Source organism: Streptomyces mutabilis, assembly GCF_046628145.1.
GTDB classification, from domain to species: domain Bacteria; phylum Actinomycetota; class Actinomycetes; order Streptomycetales; family Streptomycetaceae; genus Streptomyces; species Streptomyces mutabilis.
Genome location: NZ_CP176874.1, coordinates 3,537,408 through 3,556,173, shown reverse-complemented (window position 1 = coordinate 3,556,173; position 18,766 = coordinate 3,537,408). Strand labels below are relative to the sequence as shown.

General features: G+C 73.6%; 18 protein-coding genes. 6 read left to right on the top strand and 12 right to left on the bottom strand.

What is annotated here, in order from left to right:
• Nucleotides 1–40: 40 nt before the first annotated feature.
• From ACLIN4_RS15810 to ACLIN4_RS15800, 3 genes are all read right to left on the bottom strand, one after another.
• On the bottom strand, nt 41–964 hold the full coding sequence (locus tag ACLIN4_RS15810) for an aminoglycoside phosphotransferase family protein (protein WP_381942160.1): 924 nt from the start codon (nt 962–964) through the stop codon (nt 41–43).
• A gap of 51 nt (nt 965–1,015) precedes the next feature.
• A complete protein-coding gene (locus tag ACLIN4_RS15805) occupies nt 1,016–2,515 on the bottom strand; it encodes an MFS transporter (RefSeq protein WP_100048413.1) in 1,500 nt (499 codons plus the stop codon).
• Nucleotides 2,516–2,606: 91 nt separating this feature from the next.
• Entirely contained in the window at nt 2,607–3,767 is a 1,161-nt protein-coding gene (locus tag ACLIN4_RS15800) for an NAD(P)-binding protein (protein ID WP_107479266.1), read from the bottom strand.
• 153 nt (nt 3,768–3,920) lie between these two features.
• On the opposite strand from ACLIN4_RS15800, the gene ACLIN4_RS15795 reads away from it, so the two are divergent.
• A complete protein-coding gene (locus ACLIN4_RS15795) occupies nt 3,921–4,631 on the top strand; it encodes a pentapeptide repeat-containing protein (RefSeq protein ID WP_179342626.1) in 711 nt (236 codons plus the stop codon).
• Nucleotides 4,632–4,661: 30 nt separating this feature from the next.
• Here ACLIN4_RS15795 and ACLIN4_RS15790 read toward each other — a convergent pair whose 3' ends face one another.
• The 3 genes from ACLIN4_RS15790 to ACLIN4_RS15780 form a co-directional block, all read right to left on the bottom strand.
• Nucleotides 4,662–5,162 (bottom strand): hypothetical protein, encoded by a 501-nt coding sequence (locus tag ACLIN4_RS15790; protein ID WP_107479277.1) that lies wholly within the window; start codon nt 5,160–5,162, stop codon nt 4,662–4,664.
• 195 nt (nt 5,163–5,357) lie between these two features.
• Nucleotides 5,358–6,761 carry a M1 family metallopeptidase gene (locus ACLIN4_RS15785; protein ID WP_107479267.1) on the bottom strand — a complete coding sequence of 468 codons (1,404 nt, stop codon included), beginning with the start codon at nt 6,759–6,761 and terminating at the stop codon, nt 5,358–5,360.
• 89 nt (nt 6,762–6,850) lie between these two features.
• On the bottom strand, nt 6,851–7,420 hold the full coding sequence (locus ACLIN4_RS15780; protein WP_107479268.1) for a GlcG/HbpS family heme-binding protein: 570 nt from the start codon (nt 7,418–7,420) through the stop codon (nt 6,851–6,853).
• A gap of 258 nt (nt 7,421–7,678) precedes the next feature.
• On the opposite strand from ACLIN4_RS15780, the gene ACLIN4_RS15775 reads away from it, so the two are divergent.
• Both ACLIN4_RS15775 and ACLIN4_RS15770 read left to right on the top strand, forming a co-directional pair.
• Nucleotides 7,679–8,956 (top strand): sensor histidine kinase, encoded by a 1,278-nt coding sequence (locus ACLIN4_RS15775; RefSeq protein WP_107479269.1) that lies wholly within the window; start codon nt 7,679–7,681, stop codon nt 8,954–8,956.
• Between the two features lie 31 nt (nt 8,957–8,987).
• Nucleotides 8,988–9,653: a response regulator gene (locus tag ACLIN4_RS15770; RefSeq protein WP_411575917.1), complete on the top strand. Its 666-nt coding sequence runs from the start codon at nt 8,988–8,990 to the stop codon at nt 9,651–9,653.
• Nucleotides 9,654–9,846: 193 nt separating this feature from the next.
• Here ACLIN4_RS15770 and ACLIN4_RS15765 read toward each other — a convergent pair whose 3' ends face one another.
• Nucleotides 9,847–10,422, bottom strand: a complete 576-nt coding sequence (locus ACLIN4_RS15765; RefSeq protein ID WP_043381815.1) for a TerD family protein — start codon at nt 10,420–10,422, stop codon at nt 9,847–9,849.
• Nucleotides 10,423–10,580: 158 nt separating this feature from the next.
• On the opposite strand from ACLIN4_RS15765, the gene arfB reads away from it, so the two are divergent.
• Entirely contained in the window at nt 10,581–11,018 is a 438-nt protein-coding gene (gene arfB / locus ACLIN4_RS15760) for an alternative ribosome rescue aminoacyl-tRNA hydrolase ArfB (RefSeq protein WP_411575916.1), read from the top strand.
• Here arfB and ACLIN4_RS15755 read toward each other — a convergent pair.
• Complete coding sequence (locus ACLIN4_RS15755; protein ID WP_107479272.1) at nt 11,015–11,527, bottom strand: GNAT family N-acetyltransferase; 513 nt, start codon at nt 11,525–11,527, stop codon at nt 11,015–11,017. The two genes, arfB and ACLIN4_RS15755, sit on opposite strands and share 4 nt — an antisense overlap.
• A 72-nt stretch (nt 11,528–11,599) precedes the next feature.
• Entirely contained in the window at nt 11,600–12,199 is a 600-nt protein-coding gene (locus ACLIN4_RS15750) for a flavin reductase family protein (protein WP_107479273.1), read from the bottom strand.
• A 321-nt stretch (nt 12,200–12,520) separates the two neighbouring features.
• Here ACLIN4_RS15750 and cdgB point away from each other — a divergent pair, with 321 nt between their 5' ends.
• Nucleotides 12,521–14,188 (top strand): diguanylate cyclase CdgB, encoded by a 1,668-nt coding sequence (gene cdgB, locus ACLIN4_RS15745; protein ID WP_107479274.1) that lies wholly within the window; start codon nt 12,521–12,523, stop codon nt 14,186–14,188.
• A 118-nt stretch (nt 14,189–14,306) separates the two neighbouring features.
• Nucleotides 14,307–15,272: a carbohydrate-binding protein gene (locus ACLIN4_RS15740; RefSeq protein WP_107479275.1), complete on the top strand. Its 966-nt coding sequence runs from the start codon at nt 14,307–14,309 to the stop codon at nt 15,270–15,272.
• Nucleotides 15,273–15,415: 143 nt separating this feature from the next.
• Here the strand turns inward: ACLIN4_RS15740 and ACLIN4_RS15735 are convergent, their stop codons facing one another.
• From ACLIN4_RS15735 to ACLIN4_RS15725, 3 genes are all read right to left on the bottom strand, one after another.
• Nucleotides 15,416–16,348 carry a 1-phosphofructokinase family hexose kinase gene (locus ACLIN4_RS15735; protein ID WP_307652602.1) on the bottom strand — a complete coding sequence of 311 codons (933 nt, stop codon included), beginning with the start codon at nt 16,346–16,348 and terminating at the stop codon, nt 15,416–15,418.
• A 143-nt stretch (nt 16,349–16,491) separates the two neighbouring features.
• A complete protein-coding gene (gene nagA / locus ACLIN4_RS15730; protein ID WP_100047269.1) occupies nt 16,492–17,637 on the bottom strand; it encodes an N-acetylglucosamine-6-phosphate deacetylase in 1,146 nt (381 codons plus the stop codon).
• Nucleotides 17,637–18,653 (bottom strand): ROK family protein, encoded by a 1,017-nt coding sequence (locus ACLIN4_RS15725; RefSeq protein WP_411575915.1) that lies wholly within the window; start codon nt 18,651–18,653, stop codon nt 17,637–17,639. The genes nagA and ACLIN4_RS15725 overlap by 1 nt, the downstream gene beginning before the upstream one ends.
• Nucleotides 18,654–18,766: the final 113 nt, after the last annotated feature.

Genomic DNA, 18,766 nt, shown 5'->3' with positions numbered 1-18,766 from the left:
CACCGGGCTCGGCCCGGCGGCCTCCGGGGCCGCCGAGGGCTCACGGCGTGCGAAGCGTCCGCCCGATCTCCAGCTGTGCGGTCTCCAGCGGGTCGCCGTCCTCGACGTTCCACAGGCAGTTCTGCAGGACGCGGCCGAGGGTCCAGGCGCGGGCCCGTTCCCGGTCCAGTCCGAGGACGTCGGTCATGGCGTCGAACCGCCACCGGGTCTCGTCCGGGTCGTAGCGGTTGTCGAGGGCCGGCATCAGGTCGAAGGCGGGGTCGCCGGCCAGCGGCTTGGGGTCGATGGCCAGCCACGGGGCGCGATCGGAGCCGAGGACGTTCTCGTAGTGCAGGTCCCAGTGCAGCAGCCGGTCGCCGGGCTCGTCCATGACCTCCCGCACGGCGGCCGCGCAGTCGGCGACCAGGCGCCGGTCCGCCGGGTCGGGGACGCGTTCCAGGACCCGGGGTGTCCGCTCCAGCATGCCGCGCGCGATGTCTCCGAGGCGGCGCACGCCGGGTGGTGCAGGGGTCGCGGTGAGGTGGGCGAGCAGCCGGGCGAGGACCAGGACGGCCTCGCGGGAGTCCGCGACCCCGTCGAGCGTGCGGGCCGGGTCCAGCCGCTCCAGCAGCATGGTGCCGGTGGCCGCGTCGTGGTCCAGCAGCCGCACCGCCCCGTCGCCGTCCCACAGGCGCAGCGCGACGGGCTCGCCCTCGGTCTCCGCGTCGAGGATCTGGAGCTTGAGCACGGCCGGGGTGCCGTCGCGGCGGACGACGGGCAGGACGAGGGCCGCCCAGCCGTGCATGGAGGGTCCGTCGAGGCGCAGCTCCCAGCGGTCCAGGAAGCCGGCGGCCAGTGCGGGCAGCCCGTCGACGAAGGCGCGGCCCGCCTCTCCGTTGTACTTCGCCTGTGCGGCGGCGAGCGCTTCCGGTACGTCGATCACGTCGGCCGACGCTACCGGTGTCCGGCCCGGCGGGCACGGCATTTATCGTCCGACGTCACAGGGGCCCCGCGGAGCGCTGCGGGGCCCCGCCCCCTAGGCCACCGGTTCCGGCACCGGCCGGTCGGCCGGGGTGCCGTGTTTCGGGGCCTTCGCCGTCACCATCAGGCCCGCGACCAGGCCCGCCAGCAGCATGATGCCGGCGGCCAGCCAGATGGCGACCGTGTAGCCGTGGACGATGCCCTCCCGGACGACCTGCTCCCGCCGGGTCGGGTCGGTGAGGTGGGAGGTGATCCAGGAGGCGCTGGTGCTGGTGGCGATCGTGTTGAGCAGCGCCGTGCCGATCGAGCCGCCCACCTGCTGCGAGGTGTTGACCGTCGCCGAGGTCACGCCGGAGTCCTGCGGGGCCACTCCGGCGGTGGCGGTGGAGAAGACCGGCATGAAGGTCAGGCCCATGCCGAGGCCCATCAGGATCAGCGCCGGAAGGATCTCGGAGGCGTAGGCCGAGTCCACGGTCAGCTGGGTGAGGATCACCATGCCGCCGGAGGCGAGGAGCATGCCGGGGACCATCAGCATGCGCGGGCCCACGCGGCGCAGCAGCCGGGCCGAGATCTGGGTGGAGCCGATGACGATCGAGGCGGTCATCGGCAGGAACGCCAGGCCGGTCTTCACGGGCGAGTACCCGAGGATCTCCTGGAGGTAGTAGGTCATGAACAGGAACAGCCCGAACATGCCGATGACGGCCAGCATCATCGTCAGGAAGCACCCGGCGCGGTTGCGGTCGCGGATGACGTGCAGCGGCAGCAGCGGCACCCGCGCCCGGGTCTGCCACCACACGAAGGCCGCGAGGAGGACGACGCCCGCGGCGAACAGCGCCAGCACCAGCGGATCGGTCCAGCCGCGCGGCTGCGCCTCGCTGAAGCCGTAGACGAGGGCGACGAGCCCGCCGCAGCCCAGCAGTACGCCGGGCACGTCGAGGCGGGCGCCGGGGCGGCCGGGGCGGTCGTGCAGCAGCACGAAGGCGCCGATCACGGCGGCGACGGCGACCGGGACGTTGACGTACAGGCACCAGCGCCAGTTCAGGTACTCGGTGAGCACGCCGCCGACGATGAAGCCGACCGCGGCGCCGCTGCCGGCCAGCGCGCCGTAGATGCCGAAGGCCTTCCCGCGCTCCTTCGGGTCCGTGAAGGTCGTCGTCAGCAGGGACAGCGCGGACGGCGCCAGGACCGCGGCGAAGACGCCCTGGAGGGCGCGGGCGCCGAAGAGCATCGCCGGGGTGGTGGCGGCGCCGCCGATCGCGGAGGCGGCGGCGAAGCCGATCAGTCCGATGACGAAGGTGCGCCTGCGGCCCACCAGGTCCGCGATCCGCCCGCCGAGCAGCAGCAGACCGCCGAAGGCGAGGGTGTAGGCGGTGATCACCCACTGCCGGTTGCCGTCGGACATGCCCAGGTCGCGCTGGGCCGACGGCAGCGCGATGTTCACGATGGTCGCGTCCAGGACGACCATCAGCTGAGCCAGGGCGATCACCACCAGCCCCCACCAGCGGCGGGGGTCGGCATCCGCGGGTGCGGCCGGCTCACCTGTCCGGTCACTCATCTGGCCAGAAGACCATGAATCGGGGCGTATCGCATCCCGTTGCGAGTGCCGCCACGAGCCGAACGGACCTACGCCCCCCCACTCGACGATCTCAAGCCCGCTTGAGGTCGAGTTCCCGCCTGCCGAGGGCCAGGGACACCGCCGTCAGCGCGCTGTTGAACGACACCTCCGACAGCAGCCCGGGCGCGGCGACCTGGTCACCCGCGAGATAGACGCCGTCGCCGCGGTCGACCGCGGGCCGGTCGCGCCAGGTGCTGCCCGGCAGGTCCACGGCGCCGGTACGGCCGTTGGCGACCGCCTCCCGCCGCCAGGTCAGCCGGTCGCGCCAGCCCGGGAAACCGAGGTCGAGCAGTTCCTCGGCGCGGGCGGCGCCGTCGGCCTTCGACTCGTCGGGCGCGATCGGGATCTGCCCCTGGATCAGCTGCTCGCCCGCCGGTGCCAGGGTGCGGTCCTGTGCCGTGAACCGTTCGATCCAGCCCGGCGCGTCCAGGTCCGAGACAGCGAAGGCGTCACCGCGCCGGGTCCGTACGGCGAGGTCGACCAGGGTGGTGCGCCCGCTCGGCCAGGTCAGCGAGGCGTCCCCCAGCAGGCGGCGGGCGGCGTCCAGGGAGGTGGCCACGACGACCGGGGCGTCGGTCGGGACCGCGTCGACCCGGGAGAGGGTCTCCACCCGTACCCCGAGGTTCCACGCCAGGGCGGCCATCCGGTCGATCACCCCGCCCCAGCCCCCGCGCGGGTAGTGGGCCTCCGGCGGCAGCTTGGCGGCCCGGCGCAGACGCTCCTGCACGAAGGCGGCGGACAGCGAACCGGGGTCGTGGTGGAAGAGGGCGACGGCGCAGTAGTGAGCGGCGGCCCGCGCACCCTCCTCGCCCGCCACCCCGGTCGCCCAGGTGAGGAAGTCGGTGTCCACCGGGGCCCGCCCCGCGCCGCGGCGCAGCAGTTTGAGCATGGCGAAGGGCGGTGTGCGGCGCAGTACGCCCTTGTGGCGCAGCCGCAGCCGGGCCCCCTCCAGCGGCGGGATCGGCGCGAGCGGACCGATCAGGTCACGCTGCCTGAGCCACGACCAGTGCGGGCCGCCGTTGTAGAGGGCGTGCGGGCCGTCGTTGGTGCGGTAGGGGCCGTCGGCCGTCCGGGCCCGTCCGCCGAGCGTGTGGTGGGCCTCGTGCACGGTGACCTTGGCGCCCGCCTCGGCGGCGGTGATGGCCGCGGTGAGTCCGGCGAAGCCGCCGCCGATGACGGTGATGCGATGCATGGCTGGGGGTCTCCCTCGGGTCGGGGTCGCCTTGCGTGGTGCCTTTCTGCGAGTACGACGCCGCCGGGGCCGCTGGATGTGACACGCGGCCGGGAGGAAGGCCGTTCGCGCAGGTCGGCGCGGGTTGTCAGTGGTGGCGTGCAGCATGGGGGCATGGCGAGGAGAGTGGCGGGCGGCGGCGGTGCGGGCGCGGCGCCGGGTACGGCATCGGTGCGGGCGGCGCGCCGCCCCGAGCTGCGGCTGCCGCCGCTGGAGCCGTACGACGGCGGCGGCCTGGAGCCGGACGGGGACTACGACGGGCTGGAGTTCCGGGAGACGGACCTCGCGGGCCAGGACGGTGTGGGCGCCCGCTTCATGGACTGCGCGCTGACGGGGTGCGCGCTGGACGAGGCGTCCCTGACCCGGGCCCGGCTGCTCGACACCGTCCTCAGCGGTGTCCGGGGCGTCGGGGTGAATCTCGCCGAGGCGACCCTGCGCGACGTCGAGCTGCACGACGCCCGCCTGGGCGGTACCCAGCTGCACGGCGCCGTGCTGGAACGGGTCCTGATCCGCGGCGGCAAGATCGACTACTTGAACCTGCGCCGGTCCCGGCTCAAGGACGTGGTCTTCGAGGGCTGCGTCCTCGTCGAGCCGGACTTCGGGGGCGCCCGCCTGGAGCGGGTCGCGTTCGTGGACTGCGCCCTGAAGGAGGCGGACTTCAGCGCGGCGACCCTCACGGACGTCGACCTGCGCGGCGCCGCCCCGCTGGAGCTGGCCCGGGGCGTGGACCGGCTGTCCGGCGCGGTGATCAGCCCGGCCCAGCTGCTCGACCTGGCCCCCGTCCTGGCGGCGGAGCTGGGGATGCGGGTGCTGGCACCGGAGTAGCGAGGACCCGCGTCCGGGGGCGCGCGGTGTTCACGAAACGCGCGGGAAGCGGGCCTGGAGGGTCCAGATCGCCGGGTTGTCCGCCAGGTCCTCGTGCATGTCGGCGAGGTCGGCGATCAGGTCGTGCAGGAAGTCCCGGGCCTCCCGGCGCAGTTCGGCGTGCGAGAAGGACAGCGGGGGCTCGTCCGCCGGCACCCACTCCGCCTCGATGTCGACCCAGCCGAAGCGGCGTTCGAAGAGCAGGCGGTCGCTGGACTCGGTGAAGTCCAGCTCCGCCCGCTGCGGCCGGGCGGCGCGGGAGCCCGCCGGGTCCCGGTCGACGCGCTCCACGATGTCGCACAGCGCCCAGGCGAAGTCGAGCACCGGCACCCATCCCCAGGCTGTGGACAGTTCCCGGTCCGCCTCGGTGTCGGCGAGGTACACGTCCCCGCAGAACAGATCGTGCCGCAGGGCACGGACGTCCGCGCGGCGGTAGTCGGTCTGCGGAGGGTCCGGGAAGCGGGTGGAGAGGGCGTAGCCGATGTCGAGCACGCAGGTGATGGTGTCACGGACGCGGCCCCGGCCGGTCGCCGCTACCCGGTTCCGGCGCCGGTGGCGACTCCGGTTGCGGTGGTCACGGCGCGGCGAACGGGCCGCGGCTCTCACGGCCCGCGGTTCTCAGGCGGCGGGGACGGGCCGTCTCAGGCGGCGGGGGCGGGCCGTCTCAGGCGGCGGGGGCGGGCCGTCTCACGGCCGGTCCGGCCTGCCGTCCCCGTACAGCCAGTCCTCCCAGATCTCCGAGAAGTCCTCGTCCGGCGCCGACTTCTCCACGTACGCCGTGAAGTCCCCGGTGTCCGCGTTGCCGTGCCGGTGCGCGGCGGCCCAGCCGCGCAGGAGGTCCAGGAAGGCGTCGTCGCCGACCGCCTGGCGGATCTTGTGCAGGACCATCGCGCCGCGCTGGTAGACGGGGCCGGCCGAGATGTGCTTCGCGTCCGGCGGGTCCGCGGGCGGGAACGCCCAGATCGAGGCGTTCGCGTCCTCGTCGTCGTAGTAGGTGCCGTCGTAGAGCGCGTCGAAGGTCTCCTGGGCGGTGTCGCCGCCCTCGTCCTCCTCCCACAGCCACTCGGCGTAGGTGGCGAAGCCCTCGTTGAGCCACATGTCGCGCCAGGTCTTCGGACTGACGGAGTTCCCGTACCACTGGTGGGCGAGCTCGTGGACGAGCAGGACGGTGTCGGGGGCGCCGGGGAAGTAGGGCCGGTCCTGCGTCTCCAGGGCATAACCGGCGTCCTCCACCCGGTCGACGATCGCCCCGGTGGAGGAGAAGGGGTACGGGCCGAAGTTCTTCCGGGCCCATTCCATGACCTCGGGGATCCGCCCCAGCACCTCGCGGCTCGCGGCGGCCTGCCGCGGGTCGACGGCCGTGTACACGGGCACTCCGTCGCCGGTGGTGGAGCGTTCGGTCTCCCACTCCCCGACGGCGACCGTCACGACATGACTCGCCATCGGCTCGGCGACGTGCCAGGTGGACGTCGTACGGCCGCCGCGGGTCGACTCGCCCGTCAACTCGCCGTTGGAGACGGCACCGAGCCCTTCCGGCACGGTCACCTCCAGGTCGTACGTCGCCTTGTCGGAGGGGTGGTGGCTGCCGGGGAACCAGGCCATCGAGCCGGTGGGCTGGCCGAGCCCGACCGCGCCGTCGGCGGTGGGCAGCCAGCCCTCCTTCGAGTCGTCGGGGTCGGTGATCGTCACCGGTTCGCCGGAATAGCGGACGGTCACGCGGAAGGTCTCCCCGTCGTCCAGCTCGTCGGCCGGGCGGACGGTCAGCTCCTGACCGGCCCGGTTGAAGCGGGCGCCTCGGCCCTCGACGGTGACCTCCTCGACCTCCAGGCCCTCGAGGTCGAGGTTGAAGGCGGACAGGTCCTGGGTCGCGCGGGCGGTGATCGTCGCCGTCCCGGTGAGGTGCTCGTCGTCGGGGTCGTAGGTCAGGGACAGGTCGTAGTGACCGATGTCGTAGCCGCCGTTGCCCGCCTTGGGGAAGTACGGGTCGCGCACGCCCGAGCCGCCGGGGGACCCGTCGACCGAGCCGCCGCCGCTGCACGCCGCGAGTGCGGTGACGGTGGCGGCGGCTACGAGCAGGCGGGTGGTGCGCACGTCGTGATCCTATGGGGCGTTTCACGTGAAACGCCCGTTGGGACCGGCTGTTGGACCTGCCGGACGGGCTCGCGCCTCCCGGGAGGGTGTCAGTTCAGCGCCGCCGCGCCCGCCTGCGCGTACTTCTCGTCCAGGGCGCCGGACGGGGCGCCCGCCACACCGATGCCGGCGATCGGCGCCTTGCCGGACGTGACCGGGACGCCACCGCCCAGGAACAGGGTGCCGGGGATGTCCTTCAGGTTCGGGGCGTTCTCCAGGCGGCCTTCCAGCTCGGAGGTCGGGGCGTTCCAGGAGACCGCGGTGAACGCCTTCTTCTCGGCCGACTCGTAGGACTGCGGGCCGGCTCCGTCGCCGCGCATGATGAGGATCGTGTTGCCGTTGCGGTCGACGACCGCGACCGTGATCCGCTGCCCCTCCTTCTTGGCGGCCTTCAGCGCCGCCCGCGCGGCCTCGGTCGCGGCGTCGACGGTCAGGTGCGTGGAGGTGGTCGTGTCGCGCCTGCCGGCCTCGACGGCGGACGCGGCGGCCACGGCGGAGCCCTGGGCGGCGTCCGGGGCGGAGGCGTTCGCCGCCACCGTGCCGAAGGTACCGGCGGCGACCGCGGCGAGAACGGCGCTGCCGATGGCGATGCGGGCGCGACGGGAGAGGGTCTTCTTCATGGGTGTCTGCTCCTCGGGCTGGGAACGGGCTTCCGTCCGCTCTCCACCCTCCGTCCGGCACCCGGTGTGCGAGGTCGCCGTTCCGGCTGCTCGTCGGCGACGGATCGGGCGACGGCGGTGTCGTCCGATCGGTTGACCCGCAGGCCGTCCCGAAGGGCCATGATGGGAGTGTTCGCGCAGCTCAGCATCCCTCTGCGGCACGTTGGGGGCGGACGCGACCGTAGACACGGCGGAAGGACGGAAGGAGGCAGACGCCGGATGCCGAAACCGTACGACCCGGACAGCCGGTGGCTCGGCGCCGTGATGCACGCGGCGTTCTTCCTCCTGCTCGGCGGCGCCCTCGCCCGTTTCCTGCTTCGTCACCCCGGGGAGCCCCGCACGCCCTGGATCTTCGCCCTGTCTCTCACCCTGGCGGTGCTCCACCTGCTCGGGCCCGCTCTGAGCGGCCCCGCGCCGTCCCGCCCCGCCACCGGACCCACCCGGCGGCGCCTGGCCTGGCTGGGCCTGGTGGTCGTGGTGTGGACGGTGCTGGTCGTGCTCGCGCCCAGCTTCGCCTGGTGCGCGGTGCCCCTCTTCTACACCGGCCTGCGCACCCTGCCGGCGCGGGCGGCGCTCGTGCTGGTCACCCTCCTCACGGTGCTCGTCGTCGCCGCGCAGTTCCGGCTCGCGGGCGGCTTCGACCCGAACCTGCTGCTGGCGCCGCCCGCCGTCGCCGCGATCGCCGCCGGCGTCTTCCTGCACACCGAACGCCAGGCGGCCAGGCAGCGTGCCCTGATCGACGACCTGATCCGCACCCGCCGGGAACTCGCCGCCTCCGAGCGCCGCGAGGGAACGCTCGCCGAACGGCAACGGCTGTCCATGGAGATCCACGACACCCTCGCCCAGGGCCTGTCCAGCCAGCGGATGCTGCTCCAGGCCGCCGAGCGGGTCTGGGAGTCCGACCCGGGCAAGGCCCGCACCCACGTCCGGGGCGCCGCCTCCGTCGCCGAGCACAATCTCGCCGAGGCCCGCCGCTTCGTCCACGACCTCGCCCCCGCCGACCTGGCCCGGGGTGGCGGTCTGGAGGCGGCCCTGCGGGCCCTGGCCGCGCGGGAGTCCGGCGACCACCTCACCGTGCGCGTCCACGTCGACGACGGCGGCAGGGCCCCGCTGCTGCCCGACCGCGTCCAGTCGGCGCTGCTGCGCATCGCCCAGGGCGCCCTGGCCAACGTCCGGGAACACGCGGGCGCCGCCACCGCGGCCCTGACCCTCACCCTCCTCGACGACCAGGCCGTCCTGGACGTCACCGACGACGGACACGGCTTCGAACCGGCGGCGCTGCCCGACGCCCCCGCCGGGGCGCGCGGACACGGGCTGCCCGCGATGCGCGCCCGGCTGCGTCAGCTGGGCGGCACCCTGACCGTCGAGTCGGCACCGGGCGAGGGCACCGCCCTGTCCGCCGCCGTACCTCTGGAAGCGCCCCGCACCGACCCGTCGGATCCCGGGGGAGGGTCCTCGGTGGCCGATGCGTCCGATCCGCACCAGGCCCCTCGATGACCGCTCCGGCCGACCCCCAGGAGGCCCCACGATGAACCCCCCGGCGGACAGCGTGCCCGCCCCCGTCCGCATCCTGGTCTGCGACGACCACGCCGTCGTACGGGCCGGACTGCTCGCCCTGCTCGACAGCGCCCCCGGCATCGAGGTGGTCGGCGAGGCGGGCACCGGCGAGGAGGCGCTGGCCCTGGCGGCGCGGCTGGCGCCGGACGTGGTGCTGATGGACCTTCAGCTCGGCGCCGGCATCGACGGCGTGGAGGCCACCCGCCGCCTCACCACCACCCCCGCGACCGGCTCCGGCCGCGTCCCGCACGTCCTGGTGCTGACCACGTACGACACCGACGCCGACATCACCCGCGCCATCGAGGCCGGCGCGACCGGATACCTGCTGAAGGCCGAGCGCCCCGAGGAATTCTTCGCCGCCATCCACGCCGCCGCCCGGGGCCGCACGACGCTGTCCGGGCCGGTCGCCGGCCGGGTCATGGCCAACCTGCGGAGCCCGCGCCCTTCCCTCACCGACCGTGAACGCGACATCCTGGCCCAGCTCGCCACCGGCCTCGGCAACCGGGAGATCGCCCGTGCCCTGTTCATCAGCGAGGCGACGGTGAAGACGCATCTGCGCCGCATCTACGACAAGCTGGGCGTCGACACCCGCGCGGGCGCGGTCGCGGTGGCGAAGGAACAGCGCCTGCTGCCTTGACGCCGCCGCCGGAACGCCGAACCCGCCGCCGGAACGCCGAGGCCGCCGCCGGAACCCCGAATTCGCCCTCGGGACCTCGAACCTCTCCCCGGAATCCCGACCCCGACCCCGACCCCGCCCCCGCCCCCCGGAACGCCGAAGGCCCCCCGGCCGGACGTCCGGGGAGCCTTCGGTCGAAACGCGTGAGCGAACGTCAGACGTTCACGCCGAAGTCCTGGGCGATGCCCACGAGACCCGAGGCGTAGCCCTGGCCGACGGCGCGGAACTTCCACTCGGCGCCGTTGCGGTAGAGCTCGCCGAAGACCATGGCGGTCTCGGTGGCCGCGTCCTCCGACAGGTCGTAGCGGGCGATCTCGGCGCCGCCGGCCTGGTTGACGATGCGGATGTAGGCGTTGCGCACCTGGCCGAAGTTCTGCGAGCGGTTCTCCGCGTCGTAGATCGAGACCGGGAAGACGATCTTCTCGATGTCGGCCGGGAGGGCGGCGAGGTTGACGTTGATCGCCTCGTCGTCGCCGGCGCCCTCGCCGGTGCGGTTGTCACCGGTGTGGACGATGGTGTTGTCCGGCGTCTGCTTGTTGTTGAAGAAGACGAAGTGGGCGTCGGAGTAGACCTTGCCCTGCGTGTTGACCGCGATCGCGGAGGCGTCGAGGTCGAAGTCGGTGCCGGTGGTGGTACGGACGTCCCAGCCGAGGCCCACGGTGACTTCGGTCAGGCCCGGAGCCTCCTTGGTGAGCGAGACGTTGCCACCCTTGGACAGGCTTACAGCCATTGTTGGGAGTCCCTTCCCTCGTTTACGTACGGCAAGAAAGCTACAGCTACCCCCATGAACGACGAGAGGGGTCCACAAGGTTCCAGCTCTCTTTACTTTCTTTACCGAGGCCGGGGCCGAGGATAATGGGGTGACGTGGACCGGACGGGGACGGGAACATGGACGGCATGTCCGGTCCCCATGTCATCCGCGGCTCCGTCTCCCTGCCCGAGGCCGAGCTCGTCTGGCGTTTCTCGCGCTCCTCGGGGCCGGGCGGGCAGCACGTCAACACCACGGACACGGCCGTGGAGCTGCGCTTCGACCTGGCGCGCACCGAGGCACTGCCCGAGGTGTGGAAGCGGCGCGCGCTGGAGTGGCTGGCCGGGCGCCTGACCGACGGCGTCGTCACCGTCCGCGCCTCCGAGCGCCGCTCCCAGTGGCGCAACCGCGAGGCCGCCACCGTACGCCTCACGGCGCTGCTCGCCGAGGCCACCGCGCCCCCGCCCAAGCCCCGCAGGCCCACCCGCATACCGCGCGGCATCAACGAACGCCGGCTGCGGCAGAAGAAGCAGCGCTCGGAGACCAAGCGGGGGCGCTCCCCGAAGAACTGGGACTAGCCAGTACGGGGGACCGGCTGGTCCGCGGTGGTCACCGCCGCCCCCAGCCTCAGCACGCCCACGACCTCCCCCTCGCTGGTCTCCCCGTCGGGCCGGAAGCCCAGCCCCAGGTAGAAGCCCTCGGGGCCGGACGGCCCCCGGTGCCACGTCACGTAGCACTCCTCGCCGCCGCGCCGACGGACCTCCTGGGCCACCGACTCCACGGCGAAGCGTCCGTAGCCCCGGCCCTGCTCCCCGGCCGCGATGTTCAGTCGCCACAGCCCGGAGCGCCGCACGCTGCCGTCCTCGTACCAGTCGATGTCGAAGAAGGCCATGAGGAAGCCGACGGGGCGGTCGCCGTCGAGGATCAGGCGGGGCCAGGCGACGCCGGGATGGAGAGATGCCTCGGCGAGGGACTTCACCACCGGTTCCACGGCGAATTCCTGGTCGGGGCGGACCCGGATGCCGAGGGCGGCCTCGAAGTTCGCGGGAGTGATCTCTTCGAGGCGCAGCCCGGTGTCGGTCGTCATGCGCGCACCCTAGGCGGGCGCAGCCGGGACCGGCGAGCGATTAACCGCTCACTCCGACTGAGCGATCAACGCTCACCCCAACTGCCGGTACCGCCCCCGGAAGTACGCCAACGGCCCCCCGTCCGCGCTCGGCAGCGAGGCGGTCAGCACGCGGCCGATCACCAGGGTGTGGTCCCCGGCGGACACCCGCTGCTCGGTGCGGCACTCCAGGGTGGCCAGCGCCCCGCCCACCAGGGGCGCGTCGGTCGCCTCGCCCCGCAGGTAGGGGATGTCCGCGAAGAGGAGCCGGTCGCTGACGCGGCCCTTCATCGCGAAGCGGCCGGCGATGTGCCGCTGGCTCTCGGACAGCACGGAGACCGCCCACAGGGGCTGCTCCTCCAGCAGGTCGTCCATGCGGGAGCCCTCGCGCAGGCTGACCAGGACCAGCGGCGGGTCCAGGGACACCGACATGAAGGCGGTGGCCGTCATCCCGACGTCCTCGCCGCTCGGCGACTGCGGGTCGTCGGGATCCAGCGGCTCCTCCCGCGCGGTCACCAGGACCACGCCCGAGGCCAGCCGGGACATGGCGGCACGGAACTCCTCGTTGCTCACCCCCTCAGCATGCCCGGCGGCGGGCGACGGCAACGGGAGCGTGGGGGACGCGGGGGACGTGAGGGAGGGAGTGTTCGGCACGTCATCACGCTAATCGCCGGGCCGACGGCCCCGCATCGGGCCCCGGGCCGAACCGGGACCTAGGACCACAGAACGAGCCGGCAGGAGACGTGCGCATACCTACAAACTTTGCGTTCAGTAAACGCACAGGGAAAACGCAGAAACACCACTCAATTGTTCATCTTTCGCTGTGACTTGAGTCACAAGGGGCGGCAATTGTTGACCCTGTGTACCGAGTGGGCAGCGCGCTGTGATTCAGTGGCGGGGAACTGGAAGGGCACCATCAGCAAAGGCGCCAAGGCAACCCTTGATTCGCTGCGAGGTCTCGGGGGGAGGGCGAGCATGGAGACCGAGTCGGAGCCCTACGTCCGTCTTGCGTCCCTGCGGCAGCTGCACCAGGTCATGGCCGACATGAACAAGGCCCGTAGCCTGGCCGACACCCTGCAGGCCGTCGCCGACGGCGTCGTCCAGGCCCTCGGGTACGAGCTGGCGTGCGTCAACCTGGTCCGCCCCGACGGCGACCTCGTCGTCGCCGCCTTCTCCGGCAACCAGGCCGCCGAGGCCCTCATCACCGGCCGGGCGGGCTCCCGCGAGTCCTGGGACCGCCGGCTGAACATGGGCGAGCAGTGGGGCGACCTGATCTTCATACCCCACACCGAGGGCTGGGTCCTCGACGACGACGACGTCCCGCAGTGGTACACCGACGGGCCCGCGCCCCGCTTCGAGGACGAGTGGCACCCCTCGGACCGCCTCTTCGCCCCGATGTACGCCCCCGGCCCGCAGGGCAGTGGCAACAGCGGCGAGCTGATCGGCGTCCTGTCCGTGGACCGCCCGCGCAACGGCCGCCGTCCCGGCGCCTGGGGCCGCGAGGCTTTGCAGATGTACGCGTTCCAGGCCGCCATCGCGATCAGCAACGCCCGGCTGCGCTCCAACATGCAGCGCGCACTGGTCCGCCTGGAGCGCGACCAGCAGGCGCTGAGGGCCAGCGAGGAAAGCTTCCGCCAGGCCTTCGAGTACGCCCCCTCCGGCATGGCCATCGCCGAGATGGGTGGCGACCAGCACGGCCGCATCCTGCGCACCAACGACGCCCTGTGCCGCCTGCTGGGCCGACCCGCCTCCGCGATGCGCCGCTACGCCTTCTCCGACCTCGTGCACCCCGAGGACATCGGCACCCTGCTGCGCACCTCCGCCGAGGGCGGCCGGGCCGAGCTGCGCCTGGGCCGCCGCGACGGGACGTACGTCTGGGTCTCCCTGCGCAACAGCGTCGTCGCCGACGCCGCCGACGGGCCGCGCTTCCTGCTCACCCACGTCGAGGACATAGAGGAGCGCAAGCGCCGCGAACTCCAGCTCGCCCACCGCGCCTCGCACGACTCCCTCACCGGACTGCCCAACAGCGCCGAACTGCGCTCCCGCCTCGCCGCCCGGCTGTGCCGGCGCCCGCAGTCGCCCCACGCGGGCGTGGTGGACGCGATGGACGCCGCCTACGGGGACTCCGCCGTCTTCGACTCCGGCGGCCACACCTTCGACTTCGGGGCGGCGGCCGCCGAGCCGTACGGCGCCTACGACCACCATGTGCACGCCGTGGCCCCCGAGGACGGCCGCGACGACGGCACGAAGGGGCTCGCGGTCCTCTTCTGCGACCTGGACGGCTTCAAGTCGATCAACGACCGGTTCGGACACAACGCGGGCGACGCCGTGCTCATCGAGGTCGCCCGCCGGCTCAGCGGCGGCGTGCGCGACGGCGACACGGTCGCCCGGCTCGGCGGCGACGAGTTCGTGATCCTCGCCAACGGACTCGGCCGGGCCGACGCCCAGGACCTCGCCGTGCGCCTGCGCAACGAGATCATCCAGCCGATCCGTGCCGAGGGGCGGGCCGTCCGCGTGGGTGCCAGCTTCGGCATCGGATGGGCCCACTGCGGCATGACGGCGGACGAGGTGCTGAAGTCAGCTGACGAACGGATGTACGTCGAGAAACGATCTCGTCCCAAACAGCACCGCCGAGCCGGATGATCACCAGGTCAGAGCGCTGATGCGGTCTGAGTCACCCTTTCGGGTCAGTGGGAGCGGGTAGGCTCGCCCTCTCACACCCATACCGCACACGCACCGCATCTGGTTAGGAGACCAAGGGATGACGCCCGGCAACAACGGCGCGAGCACGCCCGAGGACGACGACCCCTTCGGCTACCTCTACGCCGACGGGCAGGCCAACGGGGCCCAGCCGCCGTCCGGTGGCTACGGCTACCCCAACTCCGTCAACCGGGTGCGTCCCGTCGGCACACGGCAGTACGGCGGCGCGGCGCAGGGCCAGGCGGCCCCGACCGCCCCCTACGGCCAGGCCGCCCCGCAGCAGGGCGCCTACGGGCAGCCCAACGCGCACTACGCGGCGCCGGAGACGCTCCCCGGCGGCGGCGCCCCGAACGGCCCGCAGCAGCCGGGCCGCGGTGCGGGCGGCGGCGGGCGCCGCGGGCCCAACACCAAGGGCCTGCTGATCGGCGCGGTCGCGGTCGTCGCCGCGGTGGTCGTCGGCATCGCCGTCGCCATGACGAGCAGCAGCTCGGAGGACGACAAGGGCGGCAACGAGGCCGGTGGCAGCACCGCTCCCACCCAGTCGCAGTCCACCGATCCCAGCCCCTCGGCCAGCGACGGCGCCGAGGAGGAGGTCGAGCTCCCGGCGGCCGACGCGAAGTCGCTCAAGCTGTCGCCCGGAGTGGCCACGGCCTCGGAGATCGAGGGCGCCCGGTCGGACGGCGGCGTCTACGTGGCCAATCTCAACCAGCCCGGCGCCTCGGTCACCTGGACTGTGGACGGCATCCCCGAGGACGGCCTCTACACCCTCTTCGCCGGCTACAGCGCGGCCGGCGAGGACCAGTCGATGACCCTGACGGTCAACGGCAAGGAGTTCGGCAGCAAGCTGAACATGGGCAACTTCACCGGTGCCAAGGACGGCGACTTCGCCAAGGGCTGGACCACCACCTACGCCTGGCCCACCCTGAACAAGGGCACCAACACGATCACGCTGTCCTGCGCGGACGGCGACAAGTGCAACGTCCTGCTGGACCAGTTCTCCCTGAAGAAGGGCCAGGTCAAGGACTAGGCGCCGGGCCGGGGAACCAGGGCCGGTCCGGATCAGGGCCGGCTCGTCCGGTCCGGTGAGCCGGGACCACGGCGCGCCCGGCGGGCGGCAGGGTCCCCGGCGTCTCAGGCCGCGCCCGGCGGGCGCCACGGCCCCCCGGCGTCTCAGGCCGCGCCCGCCTCCGCCGTCACCGCGACCCCGCGGCCGAGCAGCTCCTCGTACGCCCCCCGGTCGAACTCGCCCGCCACCGGCGCCAGCACCGTCGCCGCCGACAGGGCGACCGCGCGGGCCAGCCGGTCCGGCCAGGGCAGGTGCTCCACCAGACCGGAGAGCAGCCCCGCGACCGCCGAGTCGCCGGCGCCGGTCGGATTGCCGTGGACACGGGCGGACGGGGCCGCGCGCCAGCGGCCCTCCGGGGTCTCCGCGAGCAGCCCCGCGGCCCCCAGGGAGGCGACCACCGAGCGGGCGCCGCGGCGCCGGGCCGCGTGGGTGGCCCGCAGCGGCTCGTGCGAGCCGGTCAGCTCGGCCAGCTCGTCGGTGTTCGGCTTGATCAGATCGGGCCGGGCGGCGACCCCCCGGCGCAGCGGCTCGCCGCTGGTGTCCAGCAGCACCGGCACGCCCGCCGTCCGGGCGGCGCGCACCAGCCCGGCGTACGCGCCCACCGGGACGCCCGGGGGCAGGCTTCCGCACAGGGCGACGGCCGAGGCGCCGTCGAGGAGATCCTCGTACGCCTCCTGGAAGGCGTTCCACTCGGCGGGTGCCACCACCGGGCCCGGTTCGTTCAGCTGGGTGGTGTCGCCGGTGCGCTCGTCCACGACGGCGACGGTGCGCCGCGTCGCCCCCGCGACCGGCACCAGCGCGTCCGCCACCCTGGGCACGCCGGTGAGTCCCGCGCGCACGACGTCCCCGGTGCTGCCGCCCGCGAAGCCGGTGACGGTCACCTCGTGCCCGAGGGCCGCCAGCACCCGGGCCACGTTCAGGCCCTTGCCGCCGGGGCGCTCGGTCACCTCGGACACCCGGTGGGAGGCGTGGGGCCGCAGGCCCTGGACGCGGTAGGTGATGTCGAGCGCGGTGTTGAGTGTGACGGTGAGGATCACCGTGCCGACCTCCCCCGATCGTCTGCGGCTGGCGTGTGCCCGCGGAGCTGTGCTCCACGACACGATCATGCCAAAAGCGCGCCGGTCGGCCCAGTCCCCGGATCGGCCGTCGCGGGCCGGCCCCGCCAGGGCTCGGGGACGGATCAGCCCAGTTGCGGATCGACCACCCATTCGCCCCGGCGCATGACGCCCACCAGGTCGAACGCGTCGTCCAGCACCACCAGGTCGGCGTCCTTGCCGGGCTCCAGGGAGCCGATCCGGTCCGCCAGGCCCAGCAGCCGCGCCGGGTTGGCGGAGATCGCCGCGACGACGTCCCCGACGGGCAGCCCGTCCACCGTCACCGCCCGCTTGAAGGCGCGGTCCAGGGTGAGCGTCGAGCCCGCGATCGAGCCGCCCTCCACCAGCCGGGCCACGCCGTCCGCGACCTCGACCTCCATCGGACCGAGCAGGTAGCGGCCGTCGCCGAAGCCGGCCGCGTCCATCGCGTCGGTGATGAAGGCGACCCGGGCGGCGCCCGCGTGGTGGAAGGCCAGCTGGAGCGCGGCCGGGTGCAGGTGGGTGCCGTCGTTGATCAGCTCGACGGTGATCCGCTCGTCCTCCAGCAGCGCCGTGATCGGGCCGGGGGCGCGGTGGCCGAGCGGCGGCATCGCGTTGAACAGGTGCGTGGCGACGGTCGCGCCCGCGTCGATGGCCTGGAGGGTCTGCTCGTACGTCGCGTCCGTGTGCCCGACGGCCGCGATCACGCCGTGCTCCGTGAGCAGCCGTACGGAGTCCAGGCCGCCCGGCAGCTCGGTCGCCAGCGTCATCATCCTGGCGTGCCCGTGCGCGGCGTCGACCAGCTTGCGGACCTCGGCCGGGTCGGGGTCGCGCAGCAGCTGCTCGTCGTGCGCGCCCTTGCGGCACGGCGAGATGAAGGGCCCCTCGAAGTGGATGCCGGCGATGTCGCCCTGCTGGGCCAGCTCGGCGAGCATCCCGGCGTGCCGGGCGAGGAAATCCAGGTCGCCGGTGACGGCGGAGGCGACCACCGTGGTGGTGCCGTGCAGGCGGTGGGTCTCGACGCCCTTGAGGACGTCCTCGGCGGTGCCGCCGGCGAAGGAGGCGCCGCCGCCGCCGTGGTTGTGGATGTCGACGAAGCCGGGGACCACCCAGTGGCCCGACACGTCGACGACGTCCGCCCCGGGGGGCGCCGTGTCCGCGATCCGCGTGCCGTCGACGATCACGCGGCCGTCGTCCACGGTCCCGGTGGGCAGTACCACCCGGGCACCGGCGAGAACCTTGCTTGGGGCCATCAGGTGGTTACCTCCGGGGGAGTCGCGGTCGTAGGAGTGTTTCCGGTGGTGCCGGGGTTTTCGGTGGTGCCGGTGGGGTCGGAGGAGCCGTGCGGGCCGGTGCCGAGCAGGTCCCAGGCCATGAGCCCGGCACCCAGGCAGCCGGCGGTGTCCCCCAGCGCCGCGGGAACGATCTCCGGCAGCTTCTGGAAGGTGACGCGCCGCCGGACGGCGTCCCGCAGCGGTGAGAACAAGGTTTCCCCGGCCTCGGCCAGGCCGCCACCGATGATCAGGACGCGCGGGTCCAGCAGAGTGAGCGCGGTGACCAGCCCGTCGGCGAGCGCGTCCACGGCGTCCTGCCACACGGCGAGCGCCCGCGCGTCCCCCGACTCGACGGCCTTGGCGCAATCGGCGGCGTCCGCGGCCGGGTCGCCGCACGCCTCGGCCCACGCCTGGCTGACCGCCGACGCCGACGCGAACCGCTCCAGGCAGCCGCGCTGCCCGCACGGGCACGGGATGCCGCCGGGGCGCACGACGACGTGGCCGATCTCGCCCGCGAACCCGTGGGCGCCCGACTCGACCCGGCCCTCGACGCCGATGGCGCCCGCGATGCCGGTGCCCAGCGGCACGAACAGGAACCGGTCGGCGCCCCGCCCGGCCCCGATCCGGCCCTCGGCGAGCCCGCCGGTGCGCACGTCGTGCCCGAGGGCGACCGGGATGCCGCCGAGCCGGTCGCCGAGCAGCGCCCGCAGCGGTACGTCGCGCCAGCCGAGGTTGGCCGCGTAGACGGCGGTGCCGTGCTCCGCGTCGATGATGCCGGGGACGGCCACCCCCGCCGCGGCGGCGGGCTCGCCGAACCGGTCGGCGCCCAGGGCGCGAAGCTCGGCCGCGAAGTCCAGGATGCCCGCGACGACCGCCTCGGGCCCGCGGTCGCGGCCGGTGGCCCGGCGTGCCTGGTGCAGCAGCTCGCCGCCCGGCCCCGCCAGGGCGGCCTTCATCCCGGTGCCGCCCACGTCGAGGGCGATGACATGTCTCACGGGGACAGTGTGGCCCGTTGACCCAGGAGAGGTCTAGTCCACTGCCGTGGTGTAGACCTTGATCCGGTAAACGGACAAGCGCACAAGCGCGAACGAGCGAACGACAGCGGCAA

Coding starts and splice junctions, on each gene's coding strand:
- ACLIN4_RS15810 (WP_381942160.1), bottom strand. CDS start 964: ATGCCGTGCCCGCCGGGCCGGACACCGGTAGCGTCGGCCGACGTGATC.
- ACLIN4_RS15805 (WP_100048413.1), bottom strand. CDS start 2,515: ATGAGTGACCGGACAGGTGAGCCGGCCGCACCCGCGGATGCCGACCCC.
- ACLIN4_RS15800 (WP_107479266.1), bottom strand. CDS start 3,767: ATGCATCGCATCACCGTCATCGGCGGCGGCTTCGCCGGACTCACCGCG.
- ACLIN4_RS15795 (WP_179342626.1), top strand. CDS start 3,921: ATGGCGAGGAGAGTGGCGGGCGGCGGCGGTGCGGGCGCGGCGCCGGGT.
- ACLIN4_RS15780 (WP_107479268.1), bottom strand. CDS start 7,420: ATGAAGAAGACCCTCTCCCGTCGCGCCCGCATCGCCATCGGCAGCGCC.
- ACLIN4_RS15775 (WP_107479269.1), top strand. CDS start 7,679: ATGCCGAAACCGTACGACCCGGACAGCCGGTGGCTCGGCGCCGTGATG.
- ACLIN4_RS15770 (WP_411575917.1), top strand. CDS start 8,988: ATGAACCCCCCGGCGGACAGCGTGCCCGCCCCCGTCCGCATCCTGGTC.
- ACLIN4_RS15765 (WP_043381815.1), bottom strand. CDS start 10,422: ATGGCTGTAAGCCTGTCCAAGGGTGGCAACGTCTCGCTCACCAAGGAG.
- arfB (WP_411575916.1), top strand. CDS start 10,581: ATGGACGGCATGTCCGGTCCCCATGTCATCCGCGGCTCCGTCTCCCTG.
- ACLIN4_RS15755 (WP_107479272.1), bottom strand. CDS start 11,527: ATGACGACCGACACCGGGCTGCGCCTCGAAGAGATCACTCCCGCGAAC.
- cdgB (WP_107479274.1), top strand. CDS start 12,521: ATGGAGACCGAGTCGGAGCCCTACGTCCGTCTTGCGTCCCTGCGGCAG.
- ACLIN4_RS15740 (WP_107479275.1), top strand. CDS start 14,307: ATGACGCCCGGCAACAACGGCGCGAGCACGCCCGAGGACGACGACCCC.
- nagA (WP_100047269.1), bottom strand. CDS start 17,637: ATGGCCCCAAGCAAGGTTCTCGCCGGTGCCCGGGTGGTACTGCCCACC.